The organism is Plantactinospora sp. KLBMP9567, from assembly GCF_033446045.1.
Taxonomy (GTDB): domain Bacteria; phylum Actinomycetota; class Actinomycetes; order Mycobacteriales; family Micromonosporaceae; genus Plantactinospora.
Genome location: NZ_JAWQRR010000044.1, coordinates 75646 through 89898, shown reverse-complemented (window position 1 = coordinate 89898; position 14253 = coordinate 75646). Strand labels below are relative to the sequence as shown.

General features: G+C 72.9%; 12 protein-coding genes. 1 reads left to right on the top strand and 11 read right to left on the bottom strand.

The window, feature by feature from the left end:
- Window positions 1-16: 16 nt before the first annotated feature.
- From R6Y94_RS33505 to R6Y94_RS33465, 9 genes are all read right to left on the bottom strand, one after another.
- On the bottom strand, window positions 17-1048 hold the full coding sequence (locus R6Y94_RS33505) for a lysophospholipid acyltransferase family protein (protein ID WP_318400179.1): 1032 nt from the start codon (window positions 1046-1048) through the stop codon (window positions 17-19).
- On the bottom strand, window positions 1045-2169 hold the full coding sequence (locus tag R6Y94_RS33500; protein WP_318400177.1) for an NAD-dependent epimerase/dehydratase family protein: 1125 nt from the start codon (window positions 2167-2169) through the stop codon (window positions 1045-1047). The genes R6Y94_RS33505 and R6Y94_RS33500 overlap by 4 nt, the downstream gene beginning before the upstream one ends.
- A gap of 120 nt (window positions 2170-2289) precedes the next feature.
- Complete coding sequence (locus tag R6Y94_RS33495) at window positions 2290-2391, bottom strand: 30S ribosomal protein bS22 (RefSeq protein WP_007465623.1); 102 nt, start codon at window positions 2389-2391, stop codon at window positions 2290-2292.
- 227 nt (window positions 2392-2618) lie between these two features.
- A complete protein-coding gene (locus tag R6Y94_RS33490) occupies window positions 2619-2831 on the bottom strand; it encodes a helix-turn-helix domain-containing protein (RefSeq protein ID WP_101369425.1) in 213 nt (70 codons plus the stop codon).
- Between the two features lie 244 nt (window positions 2832-3075).
- Complete coding sequence (locus R6Y94_RS33485) at window positions 3076-4260, bottom strand: ABC transporter permease (protein WP_318400175.1); 1185 nt, start codon at window positions 4258-4260, stop codon at window positions 3076-3078.
- Window positions 4257-5279, bottom strand: coding sequence for an ABC transporter ATP-binding protein (locus R6Y94_RS33480; protein ID WP_318400173.1), 1023 nt, complete (start codon window positions 5277-5279; stop codon window positions 4257-4259). The genes R6Y94_RS33485 and R6Y94_RS33480 overlap by 4 nt, the downstream gene beginning before the upstream one ends.
- 62 nt (window positions 5280-5341) lie before the next feature.
- A complete protein-coding gene (locus R6Y94_RS33475) occupies window positions 5342-6799 on the bottom strand; it encodes an efflux RND transporter periplasmic adaptor subunit (RefSeq protein ID WP_412102945.1) in 1458 nt (485 codons plus the stop codon).
- 36 nt (window positions 6800-6835) lie between these two features.
- Entirely contained in the window at window positions 6836-8602 is a 1767-nt protein-coding gene (locus tag R6Y94_RS33470) for a hypothetical protein (protein WP_318400170.1), read from the bottom strand.
- Between the two features lie 43 nt (window positions 8603-8645).
- Window positions 8646-9383 carry a permease prefix domain 1-containing protein gene (locus R6Y94_RS33465; RefSeq protein ID WP_318400168.1) on the bottom strand — a complete coding sequence of 246 codons (738 nt, stop codon included), beginning with the start codon at window positions 9381-9383 and terminating at the stop codon, window positions 8646-8648.
- Between the two features lie 329 nt (window positions 9384-9712).
- Between R6Y94_RS33465 and R6Y94_RS33460 the strand changes: the two genes are divergently transcribed.
- Window positions 9713-12193 (top strand): hypothetical protein, encoded by a 2481-nt coding sequence (locus R6Y94_RS33460; protein WP_318400166.1) that lies wholly within the window; start codon window positions 9713-9715, stop codon window positions 12191-12193.
- A 165-nt stretch (window positions 12194-12358) separates the two neighbouring features.
- Here the strand turns inward: R6Y94_RS33460 and R6Y94_RS33455 are convergent, their stop codons facing one another.
- A complete protein-coding gene (locus R6Y94_RS33455; RefSeq protein ID WP_318400164.1) occupies window positions 12359-13129 on the bottom strand; it encodes a DUF1963 domain-containing protein in 771 nt (256 codons plus the stop codon).
- A 129-nt stretch (window positions 13130-13258) separates the two neighbouring features.
- Window positions 13259-14179, bottom strand: coding sequence for a proline dehydrogenase family protein (locus R6Y94_RS33450; RefSeq protein ID WP_318400162.1), 921 nt, complete (start codon window positions 14177-14179; stop codon window positions 13259-13261).
- Window positions 14180-14253 lie beyond the last annotated feature (74 nt).

The window sequence follows — 14253 nt, the reverse complement described above, 5'->3', positions numbered from 1 at the left end:
CCGGTCGGGCTGCCGCTCAGGGGCCGAACGGGTCGGGCCGCCTCTCCAGCAACTGGTGCAGGGTCTGCTGGATGGTCTCCCGGACCTGGTCGGCGAGGTTGAAGACCACCAGTGGATCGTCGGCGGAGTCGACCAGGTGATCGGTGGGGATCGGCGGGCAGAACTCGATCAGCCACTTGCTGGGCAGTGGCACCGCGCCGAGCGGGCCGAGCCACGGGAAGGTCGGCGTCACCGGAAAGTACGGCAGCTTGAGCAGCCGGGCCAGCGGCTTGATGTCGGCAAGCATCGGGTACGTCTCCTCCGCGCCGACAATCGCCACCGGGATGATCGGCGTCCCGGTGCGGAGCGCGGCGGAGACGAAGCCGCCCCGACCGAACCGTTGCAGCTTGTAGCGGTCCGCGTAGAGCTTGCCGACACCTTTGAAGCCCTCGGGGAAGACGCCGACCAGTTCACCCCGGCCGAGCAGCCGCTCCGCGTCCGGGTTGCAGGCCACGGTGCCGCCGGTCTTGCGGACCAGCTCGGAGACGACCGGCATCCGGAAGACCAGGTCGGCCCCGAGCAGCCGCAGGTAGCGGTGCTTCGGGTGCCGGTCGTGCAGCACGGCCGCCAGCACCAGCGCGTCCATCGCGACCGTGCCGGAGTGGTTGCCGACCACCAGCCCGGCACCGTCCACCGGCAGGCGGTGCACGCCGTAGACCTCGGTGCGGAACCAGTCGCGGTAGAGCCGGCGCAGCACCGGATGGAAGACCTGGTCGGTCAGCTCGGGGTCGAAGCCGAACTCGTCGACCTCGTACTGCCCGGAGAGGCGCCGGCGCAGGAAGGCCAGCCCGGCGGCGACCCGCCGGTCCCAGACGTCGCCCGGCCGGTCGGGCACCGACGGCCCGGCCGGGCCGGACCGGTGCCCGTTGCGCCGCGCCGACCGCTCCAGCTCCGTGCCGTCCTGCTCCGCGGGCGCGGAGTATCGGTCCGGGGGGTTTCCCGGATCGTGCCGCGCCCCTGCGTCCTCGCCGTTTCCGGTGCCGGTGGGCCGCCGGTCGTCGCCGGTCATCGTCCGCCCCGCTCCGCAGGCCCGGCACCGTCGACTGCGCCGAGCTGGGTGATCCGGTCCCGGACCGTGGCCCGGGTGTGCCGGATGCCATCCATGATCACCTGCTCGGCCCGGCGGAGCTGCTCCGGCCCGAGCACCGTACCGTCGCGGTGACTGGCGATGAACTCGTCGAAGGCGGCGGCGGTGGAGCGCGGAGTGAAGCCGTACTCCGTGGTCAGCCTGGTGGTGTCGACCACCCGGCCGTGCACGAACAGGTCGACCTGGTCGAGCCCGTAGCGGGCGAAGCCCAGCACCCGGGCGAGCCCGGCCGCGCCGGAGAGCCCCGGCTCCACCACCGGCAGGGCGACCCGGCCGGCCCGGCGGATCGCTTGGGAGAGCGCCAACACTCCCGGCCCGGCGACGTTGTACGTCCCGGGGTGCTCCTCCACCACCGACCGGTGCAGCACCTCCAGCACGTCGTCGAAGTGCACGAACTGGAGCCGGGGGTCACGACCGAGCACGGTCGGCACCACGGGCTGAGCGAAATACCTGGTCAGCGTGGTGTTGGCCATCGAGCCGACGAAGGGCGCGAAGCGCAGCACCGTGGCGGTGACGTCGGGGCGGCGCCGCCGGAAGCCGCGGACGTACCCCTCGATGTCGAGGATGTCCCGGGCGAAGCCGCCACGCGGCACGGCCCGGGGCTCGGTGTCCTCGGTGAAGACGGCCGGGTCCCGGAACGACGCCCCGTAGGCGGCGGTCGACGACCGGACGACCAGCTTGCGCAGCCGGGGCGCCCGCTGGGCGGCGGCGAGCAACTGCATCGTGCCGATGACGTTCTGCTCCTTCATCGCCGCCCGGCCGCCGTGCTGCGGATCAGCCGCGGTGACCAGCGCCAGGTGCACGACGGCATCGGCACCCAGCTCGTCGATGATGGTGCTCACCGCGCCGGCGTCGGCCCGGACCCGCTCGACGCCGTCGAGTAGTTCCGCGATCTCGTCCGCCGGTTCGTGCACGTCGAGACCGACGACCCGGGCGATCCGGGCGTCGGCGACGAGCCGCGCCGCGACGTGCGCGCCGAGGAACCGGCTGACTCCGGTCACCACGACGACCCCCGGCGCATTGGGAGTGCTACCGGGGGTCACCTCGCGCTCCGCACGGGACGACCCGGGCCGGGCCCGGACCGCCGCGACGTCGTCACGTGGGCCTCCGAAGGTCGACAGTCTGACCGGCTCACCACCGGCCGGGCAGGCGCCCGGCCGGGGTCACTTACCGAGACGGCGACGCTGGACGCGGGTCTTGCGCAGCAGCTTGCGGTGCTTCTTCTTGGCCATGCGCTTGCGGCGCTTCTTGACCACCGAGCCCATACGACAGCCCTTCTGATGCGACGTGCTGATCGGACCGGCCTCACCCGCGGGTGCGGCCGGCTACCGAGCTGGACAACGGACCGGGCCGGCACAACGGGCTCGCACCCATATCGGCACGTGGCCACGGTCGCGGTCCAGACTAGCCCTCGGCCATCAGCCGGGCCAAAGCGCCCCCACGAGGAACCGCCCGGAGCGCTCCGGGACGTCGCGACGCCATCGCTGCGCCGTCAGGCGGTCTCCTGAAAGGCACCGCGCAGATAGTCGTGCACGGCGTGCTCCGGCACTCGGAACGACCGGCCGACCCGCACCGCGGTCAGCTCGCCGGAGTGCACCAGCCGGTAGACCGTCATCTTCGAGACCCGCATCAGCGTCGCCACCTCGGCGACGGTCAGAAACCTGACCTCCGGCATTCGGCTGTCCGGCTGTGGTGATCCTGCCATGGCTCACCAACCCATCCCAATCCCCGGCGCGTGCCGCCCGGCGGGATGCTTCCGCGCCGCAGCTACGCGCGTGTTACCAGTACGGTAACGGGGCGGCTGTGACCGGCGCGATCCCTTCGGGCAATTGATCATCACTGGCTCGTCCGTCGGCCCGTGGGAATCCGTCATCGAGCCTTTTCCCACCTGAACCGCGCACCGCGTCCGTGCGTGCGGTGCGCCGGACCGCAAGGAAGGTCGAGAAGGATCATTCGGCGCGCAGCGCGATCACCGGGTCCAACCGCCCGGCCCGCTGCGCCGGTACCACCCCGAAGATGATCCCGACCGCCGCCGAGACCCCGAACGAGAGCGCCAGCGACCACCAGGTGACCACCGCCGGTACCGGGGAGAGGGCGGCCACCAGCAGCGCGGCGCCCACCCCGAGCCCCATCCCGAGCACCCCGCCGAGCGCGGTCAGCAGCACCGCCTCCAGCAGGAACTGGATCCCGATGTCCCGGGGGCGGGCGCCGACCGCCTTGCGCAGGCCGATCTCCCGGGTCCGTTCGCGTACCGAGACCAGCATGATGTTGGAGACCCCGACGCCGCCGACCAGCAGCGAGATGCCGGCGATCGCGGCCAGTACCCCGGTGAGCACCCCGAGGATGTCCCCGAGTACGCCGAGAATCTGCTCCTGGGTCACCGCGCTGAACTCGGTGTCCGGGTGCCGTCGGGTCAGCTCGGCGACGACCCGGGCCCCGAGGTCGTCGATCTCCTCCCGGTCCGGCGCCTTGATCGCGATCCCGTCGATCCGCTGGGTGCCGTAGAGCCGGTGCGCGGCGGTGACCGGGATGTGCACCTCGTCGTCCCGGTCCACCCCGAGGCTCTGGCCGAGCGGGGCGAAGACCCCGACCACCCGGAACCGTACGCCGGCGATCGCGACCTGCTGCCCGACCGGTTCGCGGTCGCCGAAGAGGGTACCGGCGACCGTGGCGCCGAGCACCGCCACCCGGCGACTCGTGTCCACATCGGACGAGGTCAGGTAGCTGCCCCGGTCCAGTTCCCGGACGAAGACCTCGGGCGTGTTCTCCAGTACGCCCTGCACGGTGGTGAACGCCGAGCGGGTGCCGGCGCGTACCGTCTCGCCGGAGGTGACCGTGACCGCCACCCGGCGCGGATCGCCGACGACCCGGTTGACCGCCTCGACGTCGGCCAGGGAGAGCCGGGAGACCGCCGGTGCCGCGCCGAAGTCGAGCCGGCCGGGCACCACGACGAGCAGGTTGGAGCCGAGGCCCTCGACCTGTTGCTCCACCTCCCGCTTGGCGCCGGTGCCGATCGCGACCAGCACCACCACGGCGGCCACCCCGATCACCACCCCGAGCATGGTGAGCATGCTGCGCAGCCGGTTCGCCGCCAGGGCGTCCAGCGCGACCCGCCACGCCTCGGCGATCCTCACGAGCCGCTCCCCGCCCCGGCGGCCGGGCCATCCGCCTGCCCGGGGCCGGCTCCGCTCGACCCGCGGCGTGCGGGGGGGGGGGGGGGGGCCCCCCCCCCCCCCCCCCCGCACGGGTGCCCCGAGTCGCTTCCGGACGCTCGTCGGGGCTCCGCGCTGGGAGCGGGATCTACTATCTCAGGCGCCCGCCGCGCCGCCGGCACGACCGTCGCCGAATCCGGCCCGACCGCCGATGGTGGGCCCGCCTCCGGCCCGACCGCCGATGGTGGGCCCGCCTCCGGCCCGGGCGCAGGTGGTACGGCCGCCGGTTCCGGCTCCAGCGCCGGTGCGACCAGGACGCCGTCGCGCATCGTGACCTGCCGGCGCGCCCGCTCGGCGACCTCCCGGTCGTGGGTGACCAGCACCAGCGCCACCCCGTCGGAGGCGTTCAGCTCCTCCAGCAGGGACAGCACGGACTCGCCGGTCGCGGTGTCCAGGTTGCCGGTCGGCTCGTCGGCGAGCAGCAGTACCGGATCGGTGACCAGGGCCCGGGCGATCGCCACCCGCTGCTGCTCACCACCGGAGAGCTGGTTGGGCCGGTGGTCCAGCCGGTGCCCGAGGCCGACCCGGCCCAGCATCGCCGCCGCCAGCTCCCGCCGGCGCCGACCGGCGATCCCCCGGTAGACCAGCGGCAGCGCGACGTTGTCGAGGGCGGAGGTCCGGGGCAGCAGGTGGAACGACTGGAAGACGAAGCCGATGGTCTCGTTGCGCAGCGTGGCGAGTTCGCCGGCGTCCAGCGTGGCGACGTCCCGACCGCCGATCACCAGCCGGCCGGCGGTGGGCCGGTCCAGCCCGCCGAGCAGGTGCATCAGGGTCGACTTACCCGACCCGGACGGGCCGACGACCGCCACGTAGTCACCGGCGGCGATGGTCAGCGAGACGCCGCGCAGCGCGGTCACCGACACCCCGCCCAGGTCGTACGTCCGGACCAGCTCGACCGCCTCGACCGCCACCCCGGACCGCCGGGTGAGTCCATCGGCCACCCCGGACCGCCGGGTCGGTCCCCCGGTCGCAACGTCGGCGGAGCTGCCCACCGGCGCGGCGGTCAACGTACCCGCTCTCCGGAGCGCACCTGGTCGCCGCCGCTGACCACCACCTGCTGGCCCGGCTGCACCCCGCTGACGATCTGCACCAGGTCCTGGCCCTGCACCCCGACCGTCACCGGCACCTGCTCGGCGATCCCGTCCTCGACCACCCAGACCGCGTCCCGCCCCTGCGCCGAGTGCACCGCCGCGGCCGGTACGGTCACCGCGCCGGCCGCCTCCCGGACCCGCAGCCGGACCACCGCGCTCATCCCGGGGCGCGGTGCCGGGGCGGCCCGCCCGTCGGCGAAGCGCCCGGAGCCGAGCGCGAGCCGCACCCGGTACGAGACACCACCCCGGGCCGACGCGGTCGGCAGTACGTCGACCGAGCGGACCCGGGCCGAATATTCCGCGCCGGTGGCGGCGTCCAGCTCCACGCTCGCCGGCACACCCTGGTTGACCAGCAGCACATCGGTCTCGTCCACCTCGGCGACCAGCCCGAGGTCGGACAGGTCCACCACGGTCAGGATCGGGGTGCCCGCGCTCACCCGGCCGCCGACCGGCACCGCGCCGTCGACGCCGGCCACCGGTGCGGTCGTGTTGCCCCCGCCGAGCGCCCCGGCCGGATCGACCCCGCCCGGGGCACCCAGCCCACCGGTCGCGCCGAGCAGTCCGGCCAGCACGTCGGCCGTACCGGCACCGGGAGCCGGCGAGGCGGGGCCGCCGAGCTGCACCACCCCGCCGATCGGTGCCCGCAGCACGAGCGCGTCGACGGTCGCCTTCGCCAGGTCGTACGCCTGCTCGGCCTGGAGACGCTGGGCGGCGGAGAGGGCCCGTACCGCGGAATTCAGCCCGGCGACGCCGCGCTGGACGGCGCGTAACGTGGCACCGGCGGTCTCGGCCGCCGCCTGGTACTGCCGCTCCGCGATCCGGACCTGGGCGAGCAGCGCGGCCCGGGCGGCCGGGTCGGTGAGCTTGCCGGCGGCGTCCCGGGCGGCCTGGAACGCCTGCGCCGCCGCCCGGTCGGTGCCACGGCGCAACCGGGACAGGTCGGTGCCGCCGCCGACCCCCCGCCCGGCGCTCCGGGCCGCATCGAGGGCCCGGCGGGCCTTGGCCAGCCGGTCCCGGGCCGAGGGCGAGTCGACGACCGCGAGCACCCGGCCCGGCCTGACCAGGGCACCCGGCCTGACCCGCAGCTCGGCCAGGGTGCCGTCGGCGGGTGCGCTCAGGGTGGCCGCCGCCCTCGCCGTCACGCTGGCCGGCGCGTCGACCAGTTCGGCCACGTCGGCCCGCTCCACGCTGGCCAGCCCGACCTGATCGTCGGACTCACAGGAGGCCGCGGAGAGGCCGAACAGGACGGTGAGGGCGAGGAGGGCGGCGGGTATCACGGGGCGACGGGGCCGCGGTGCTGCGGACAGGCGCGGCGGAGAGGCGCGACGCACGCCGCCATGGTACGAGGTGCCACCCGCACCGGCCGGCAGGACGCGCGGGCCACTAGCCCGCTGAGCTGCACCTGATCAGGAGGCGGTCCTCTTCACGTACGCCACGCACTCGTCGTGCAGCTTCGACCAGTCCTGGCCGAACGCCTCCTGGGACGCCTCGTCCTCCGACCGGCCGTCGTGCACCACCAGTTTGAAGAAGGTGAGTACGTCCTTCTCGCCGAACCGGTCGACGAGATGCCGGACGGCGAGATAGCCGACGCCGTAGCTGCCGGCGACGTGCCAGTCCTCGGAGCGGTCGCTGGGCGCCACGTCCGCCAGTTCGCCGTTCCAGCCCGAGTTGACCAGCCGGTCGACATCGTCGAGGCTGCCGTACCGGCTCGCCGCCCGGCCACCCGCCGCCGCCTGTTCGGCGATCCCCTCCACCAGCCACCAGGCGTCGTCGGGGATCCGGCCGGCGCCGGCCAGCGAGGAGGCGTGGGTCAGCTCGTGCCGCATCAGGTCGGCGTACTGGCCCGGCACCACGGCCTTGGAGTTGAGCACCAGGTCGTACTGGTCACCGCCGACCGGTACGGCGTATCCGGCGGTCCACTCCGGACGGTTGCCGCCGTACCAGCGGCTCCACTCGTTCGGCCCGGCGTAGAAGATCAGGTAGCGCTCCGGCGGCGAGCCGTCCACGGCGTACCGGTCGGCGACCCTGGCCGCCCGCTCCCCCTCGCGCAGCAGGTCGGGCAGCCGGTCCCGGAACGCCCGGGGCGCGGCGACCAGGGTGCGTTCGCCGATCGAGGCGACCAGTTCGTCGCTCTCCCAGGGCCGCGGCCGGCCCGGCCCGCCGGTTCTGTCGGTGTCGATCGCGGTCAGTCGCGGCTGGCCGGCGGCGTCCTTCCACCGGGTGACCATGGTGATCTCGTTGGGCTCGCAGGCCGGGCTGACGAAGCAGTGCGACAGGGTGAGGTTCGCCCGCCACTCGCCGGCCGTGTTGAGCTCGCTCACCCGGCCCAGCAGCTTGGGCTCCCACTTGCTCACCCGCATCGCCCGCAGCGTCCGGAAGTCGCGCCGGAGTTGCCGGGCGATAGGCGTGTTCGGCTCGGCGAGCCCGACGTAGCCGTTCTCGTCGCCGCCGAGCAACGCCTTCGCCTGCCCGTCGAGCAGGCCGCGGATCTGCTCGCTGAGCCAGTCGCCGGTGACCGAGGGCGGGTCGCCCGCCTTCGGGCTGGCAGCCGCCCCGGCACCGGCGGCCGGGCCGGTCGGCCCGGACGCCCGGTCGAGCAGCACCGCACCGATCGCGACCGGGGCCGCGCAGAGCAGCAGGGCCACGACGGTCCCGAGCCCCACCCAGAGCGGCCACCGTCGGCGGCGCGGCGGCGGAACCAGCCCGCCCGGTGGCGGGTAGCCACCGGGCGTCGGATAGCCGCCCGGCATCGGGTACCCGGCCGGCGCCGGATAGCCGGGCCGCGCCGGATGACCGACCGGCCCCGGTGGGTACCGACCGGGCTGGTAGTCGGCAGGCTGGTAACCGGCGGGACGCTCTGCAGCAGCGCCGTAGCCGGCAGGCTGGTGACCGGCAGGCGGCAGCTCTGCGCCCGTCCCCGCACCGGCGGGAGGCTCTGCAGCAGCGCCGTAGCAGGCGGGGGTGGGCTGGTGGTGGTAGGGATTCGGCTGGTAGCCGGTGGGCACCACGGGATAGCGGGAGACCGGCGGGAGACCGTGCATGGCCGGCTCCGGCGCGGACGGCTGGTAACCGCCTGACGGCGGGTACCCGGAGGGCTGGTGGTCGGCCGGTGGGTAGCCGGTCTGCGGCTGGTGGTCGGCCGGTGGGCGGTCGCGGTACTCCCCGTCGGTCACCGCCGGAGAGTACGACCAATCGTCCAGCCGCGCGATCCTGCCCTCACCGAGCCGCCCACGACCCGGCCGGTTGTGCCGCCGGCCGGCAGCCCGGCCGCTCCGCAACCCGCCAGCAGTGCCGGGCCGATCCGAGCAGCAGGCCCGACGAGACCGCCCAGCCCACCCCGCCGACCAGCGCCTGCGCGCCCCCGTCCCCGGGCGGCAGTACGGCCAGCAGCACGCCGCAGACCATGGTCACCCCGACCACCACCGAGGCGAGTACGGCGGTCAGCCGGATCGCCGCCGGACGGATGTCGAAGTGCCGTGGTCCCCAGCGCAGCAGGATTGCCGCGACGAGGGCGGCACCGAGGGCGAGCCCAGCGAAGGTGTCCGTCGCCCGGGCCAACCACAGGTACGCCGCCCCCGGCTCGACGCCATCCCAGAACTGCTGCCAGCCGCCGATCCGGGCCAGCAGTTCCGACGCGCCGTACTGGGCGCCGAGCACTCCGACGAGCAGCAGCGCCGTACGCCGTCCCTGTGCCACCGCCAGCACGTCCTGGAGTCCCGTCGCGATCCGCTCGGCCGAACCGAACTCCCGGACGGCTGCCCGTTGCGCCTCCGGGTCGGTCAGCCCGTCGCGCCGGTGCCACTCGGCGGCGTCGACCAGCGCGTCCCGGATCTCGGCCAGCATGTCGGCCCGCAACCGGGCGGAGCCGCGCAACCGGTCACCAACCGCGGAGACGTAGTCGTCGATCGGGGCGGTCACCGCCCCAGTCTCGCTGCCGTACCCGTGGAAGGCCATCCGGAGCAACCCTGCCGGAGGAACCCTGACCCGGATAGGGCGTCTTTACGGTCGTCACTACCGGAACGCGCTGGATGGGCGCGATGAGCTCGATGTACGAATTGTGCCCGGACCGGCCGGCTCAGGCAGGAAGAGCGGTACGTCCGCCGAGTAACCGTCTGCTTTTTTCTGCCCGAAATTGGATTGCCACGTCAGGCCCGCATCTATCCGGTTAGCGCTTTTCAAGCGTGGACTGGCCCTAATTCCACTTGTTCGTGGGTTTTCTTCATATCGGCCCGCAATGCACTGAAGGGCGCCGTACGGTGACGTTAAGTGGCTACAACCTATTTGTGGCCCTCCGCGCCCCAGATGGTGCGGCCGTGTCTTGTATTCGAAAGGCAGGGAGCTTGATGTCCGAATTCCAAGGGAGCCACGTGGATCCCGGTCAGCCCACGACGCGGCCGAAAAGGCGGCGGTCCCGGTGGTTCTTAGCCGGGGGCATCGTCGCTGGCAGCCTGGTAGCCGGCGCGGCTGGCCTGGCCGGGGTGGCCACGTTGGCCGGCGACAAGGGTCTGGCAGACGTGGACCTGGGACAGTTGTCCGTCATCGCCGCCGAGAACGACAAGGGCGACAACGGCAAAGACCAGGGCAAGCACGAAGATCCCAAGGACGTGAACGGCAAGCACGAGGGTGGCGAGGACTCCCAGGGCGGCAACTGGCAGGACTACTGCAAGCCCGGCGGCTGGCAGGGCCACGGCGACAAGAAGGCCGAGGACGGCGACAAGAAGGCCGAGGACGGCGACAAGAAGGCCGAGGACCTGAAGGCGAAGCCCGAGGAGTCGAAGGACCCGAAGGCGAAGCCCGAGGAGTCGAAGGACCCGAAGGCGAAGCCCGACGAGTCGAAGGACCCGAAGGCGAAGCCCGACGAGTCGAAGGACCCGAAGGCCGGACCGGCCACCGAGTCCAAGGATCCGAAGGCGGGGCCGACCGCGACCAAGGACCCGAAGGCCGGACCCACCGCCACCAAGGACCCGAAGGCCGGACCCACCGCGACCAAGGACCCGAAGGCCGGACCGGCCACCGAGTCCAAGGACGCCAAGGAGAAGCCTGAGGACTCCAAGGACGCCAAGGACTCCAACGGATCCGGCTGGCAGGGCGGATCGCAAGGCGGATCGCAAGGCGGATCCGGCTGGCAGGGCGGATCGCAAGGCGGATCGCAAGGCGGATCCGGCTGGCAGGGCGGATCGCAAGGCGGATCGCAAGGCGGATCGCAAGGCGGATCCGGCTGGCAGGGCGGCTCACAGGGCGGCGGCGAGAGCGGCTCGTCCGGGGAGACTCCCGGCTCCGACAGCTCTCGCTGGCACGGCGGGTCCCAGGGCGGCGGCGAGAACGGCTCAGGCTCGGAGGGCTCGGGCTGGAACGGCGGGTCCCAGGGCGGCGGCGAGAACGGCTCAGGCTCGGAGGGCTCGGGCTGGAACGGCGGGTCCCAGAGTGGCCGCGAGGGCTGTGGCTCGGACAAGCGCGAGGACGAGGACAAGCGCAAGGACGAGGACAAGCACGCGGACGAGAAGGTGACGTCCGTACCGTGCGACCCCGACAAGCTCATCGCCGCGCTGGTACACGCCAACGCCGAGGGTGGCGGCAGCCTCAAGCTCGCGCCGAAGTGCACCTACACGCTCACCGCGCACGACGACAGCGGCGAGAAGCACAACGGCAAGGGTGAGAAGGGCGAGAAGGACTACGGCAAGCCGTCGACCGACGCCGCCTCCACCAACGACACCATGGGCGTGCCGGGGGCGAAGGGCAAGAAGGACGACAAGAAGGACGACAAGAAGCACGACAAGTCCGGCCTGCCCGTGATCAAGGCGCCGATCAAGATCAAGGGTGAGGGCGCGACCATCACCCGGGACACGTACGCCAAGGACTTCCGCTTCTTCACCGTCCGTGACGGTGGCGACCTGGAGTTGAGTGACGTCTTCCTGGAGAACGGGCGGGCGGACGAGGGTGGCGCGATCTCGGTCGACCACGGCGCCACCGCCAAGGTCAAGCGGGTCACGATCTCGGACAGCACCGCACTCGCCAAGGACGGCGGCGGCGGCGCGATCTTCAACGACGGCCACCTCGAGGTTACCGAGAGCAAGTTCGAGGAGAACAACTCGGCCGGCAACGGTGGCGGGATCCTCAACGGTGGTGTCCTCACCGTGGAGAAGTCCGAGTTCTTCAGCAACAGCGCCTACAAGGCCGGCGGTGGGCTCGCCAACTACCAGGGGGCGGCCGACATCAACAAGAGCGCCTTCGAGCACAACAACGCGGCAGAGGGCGGCGGCATCGCCAGCGTCTCGGCCCGGACCAAGGTCTGGGACGGCGAGGTCAACGGCAACACCGCGAAGGTCGGCGGCGGCCTGTTCAACAAGGACGCCACCCTCACGGTCCGGGGGCTGCACGTCAGCAAGAACCTCGGCACCAAGGACGGCGGCGGCATCGCCACCATCAAGGGTCTGCTCACGGTGGACGAAAGCAAGATCACCAAGAACACCACGCGGGGCGACGGCGGCGGCATCTTCGCCGAGAAGTCCGAGGTGATCGTGCGGGACACCGAGGTCAGCAAGAACAGCGCCGTCGGCGCGCGTTCGGTCGGTGGCGGCATCGCGGTCGAGGGCGGTTCGCTCGAACTGAAGAAGAGCAAGATCGTCGAGAACGACGCCACCAAGAAGGGCGGCGGGCTCTTCGCCGAGCACGCCAAGGTCAAGGTGGACGACGACACCGTGATCAGCAAGAACCGGCCTGACAACTGCGCAGGCAAGGAAAAGATCGACAACTGCTTCGCCTGATCCTCGGGCAACCGAGGCGCGGGTGACCGGTGGCGGGTAGCCGGTAACGGAGACCACGGCCGGTGACGGAGCGGACGCATCCGGTCCGTCGGGGGCAACGATCAGCAGATCGGACCCTCGGCGGGCCGGATGCGCTTTTCCGCGTACCGGGGCGGGGCGGGCGTCTCAGGCGACGTCGAGGACCCGGCGTACCCGGGAGAACCGACCCGCCGCCAGGTCCGGGCCGTCGATCCAGAACGAGATTCCGACCAGTTCGCCCCAGGCGGTCCCCGGCTCGGCCTCCAGCGCCAGCAGCGGCCGGTGGCCGGCCGGTCCCACCACCGGGCTGTCCGGCCAGCCCAGCAGCCGGTGCCGCACCGTCGGCAGCCGGTCGCGGATCTCGGTGACCAGGTCCATCACCCTGATCGGATCGGTCGAGAAGGCCGCCGCGAGTTCCGGCTCGGCGTAGTCGGGTGCGGCCAGGACCGGGGCGGCGACGAGCGGCAGTGCCGGAATCACCTCCGCCTCCGGCGGGGCGGCCCGGTCCGGCAGCCCGACGGGTACGTGCAGCACGGCGCAGCCGTCGTCACCCGGGCCCGCCCCGAAGTCGGCGCGGAACCACTCGCCGGAGAAGAAGAGCAGCGTCCCGTCCCGGGGCAGCATCCACTCCGGACCGAGCATCGGCGCCAGCGCGGCACAGTCGAGCCGGGCCAGCAGCGCCATCGGCCGCCCCTGGTGCTCCGGCCACCGCACCCCGTCCGGCAGTCCGGGCAGTCCGCCGTACCAGCCGGCGACCGGGCCGGCGGGCTCGCCGTCGCGGCACCGGGCCGGTACGGCGAGTCCGATCGAGGGGCGGACCAGGCCGAGGACCTGTTCGAGCAGGTCGGGATCGGCCCGTGCCCGGGGCGAGTCGGCGAGGACGGCACGCAACGCCGCCACCGCGCGGGAGAAGTCCATGGCGCGAGGATGCCAGGCGAGGCGGTTGGATCCCAGCCGGACCAGAGCCCAGCCGGCCCAGAGAGCGCCGGCTGGGCAGCGGGCCGACCAGCGTGGCCGGACCGGTCACCTCGGGGCCGGCGCCGCGCGTTACCTCCGGGTCGCCACGGCGCGGGCGAAGAACGCCAGGTTGGCCGGGCGCTCGGCGAGCCGGCGCATCAGGTAGCCGTACCAGTCGGTGCCGTACGGCAGGTAGACGCGTACGGTGTGGCCTGCCTCGGCGAGCCGGGCCTGCTCGTCCGGGCGTACGCCGTAGAGGAGCTGGAACTCGAACTGGTCCGGCGTACGGTCGAACCACCGGGACCGGTCCTCGGCGATCGCGATCAGCCGGGGGTCGTGGGTGGCGATCATCGGGTACCCCTGGCCGGCGAGCAGGACGTTCAGGCACCGGACATATGACTTGTCCACTTCCCGGGCCGACTGGTACGCCACCGACTCGGGCTCGGAGTAGGCCCCCTTGCAGAGCCGCACCCGCGACCCCGGGGTGGCCAGCTCCCGACAGTCCGCCTCGGTGCGCCGCAGGTACGCCTGGAGCACCGCCCCCGTACCCGGAAAGTCCTTGCGCAGTTCGACCAGGATGTCCAGGGTCGAGTCGGTGGTGGTGTGGTCCTCCATGTCCAGGGTGACCGTGGTGCCTGCCGCCGCCGCGGCGGCGCAGATCGCGTGTGCGTGCTCCCGGGCCAGCCGCTCGTCGAACTTCTGGCCCAACGCCGAGAGCTTGACGCTGACCTCGGCCGGCGGGGTGAGCCCGGCCTCGGCGAGCCCGCCGAGCAGGGCCAGGTATTCGTCCCGGACGGCGATGGCCTGGTCTGGGCTGACGGTGTCCTCGCCCAGGTGGTCGATGGAGACCGCGAGACCGTCGGCGACGAGCTGGCGGGTGGCGCGCAGCGCGTCGTCGGTGGTGGTGCCGGCGACGAACCGGCGTACGACGTCCCGGGTGAGCGGGGCCGTCTCGACGAGCCGCTCGATCCGGGATGACCGGGAGGCGGCGAGGATGACCGATCGGAGCATGAGCCGAGCGTAACGCCAGCCGGTCACCGGTACGCGGGGACCGGAGCCTCCCGGGCGACCGGGTGCCGGACCCG

Excerpts from the sequence above, each read along its gene's own strand:
- R6Y94_RS33505 (WP_318400179.1), bottom strand. The coding sequence starts at position 1,048 with ATGACCGGCGACGACCGGCGGCCCACCGGCACCGGAAACGGCGAGGAC.
- R6Y94_RS33465 (WP_318400168.1), bottom strand. The coding sequence starts at position 9,383 with ATGGCCTTCCACGGGTACGGCAGCGAGACTGGGGCGGTGACCGCCCCG.
- R6Y94_RS33490 (WP_101369425.1), bottom strand. The coding sequence starts at position 2,831 with ATGGCAGGATCACCACAGCCGGACAGCCGAATGCCGGAGGTCAGGTTT.
- R6Y94_RS33450 (WP_318400162.1), bottom strand. The coding sequence starts at position 14,179 with ATGCTCCGATCGGTCATCCTCGCCGCCTCCCGGTCATCCCGGATCGAG.
- R6Y94_RS33495 (WP_007465623.1), bottom strand. The coding sequence starts at position 2,391 with ATGGGCTCGGTGGTCAAGAAGCGCCGCAAGCGCATGGCCAAGAAGAAG.
- R6Y94_RS33455 (WP_318400164.1), bottom strand. The coding sequence starts at position 13,129 with ATGGACTTCTCCCGCGCGGTGGCGGCGTTGCGTGCCGTCCTCGCCGAC.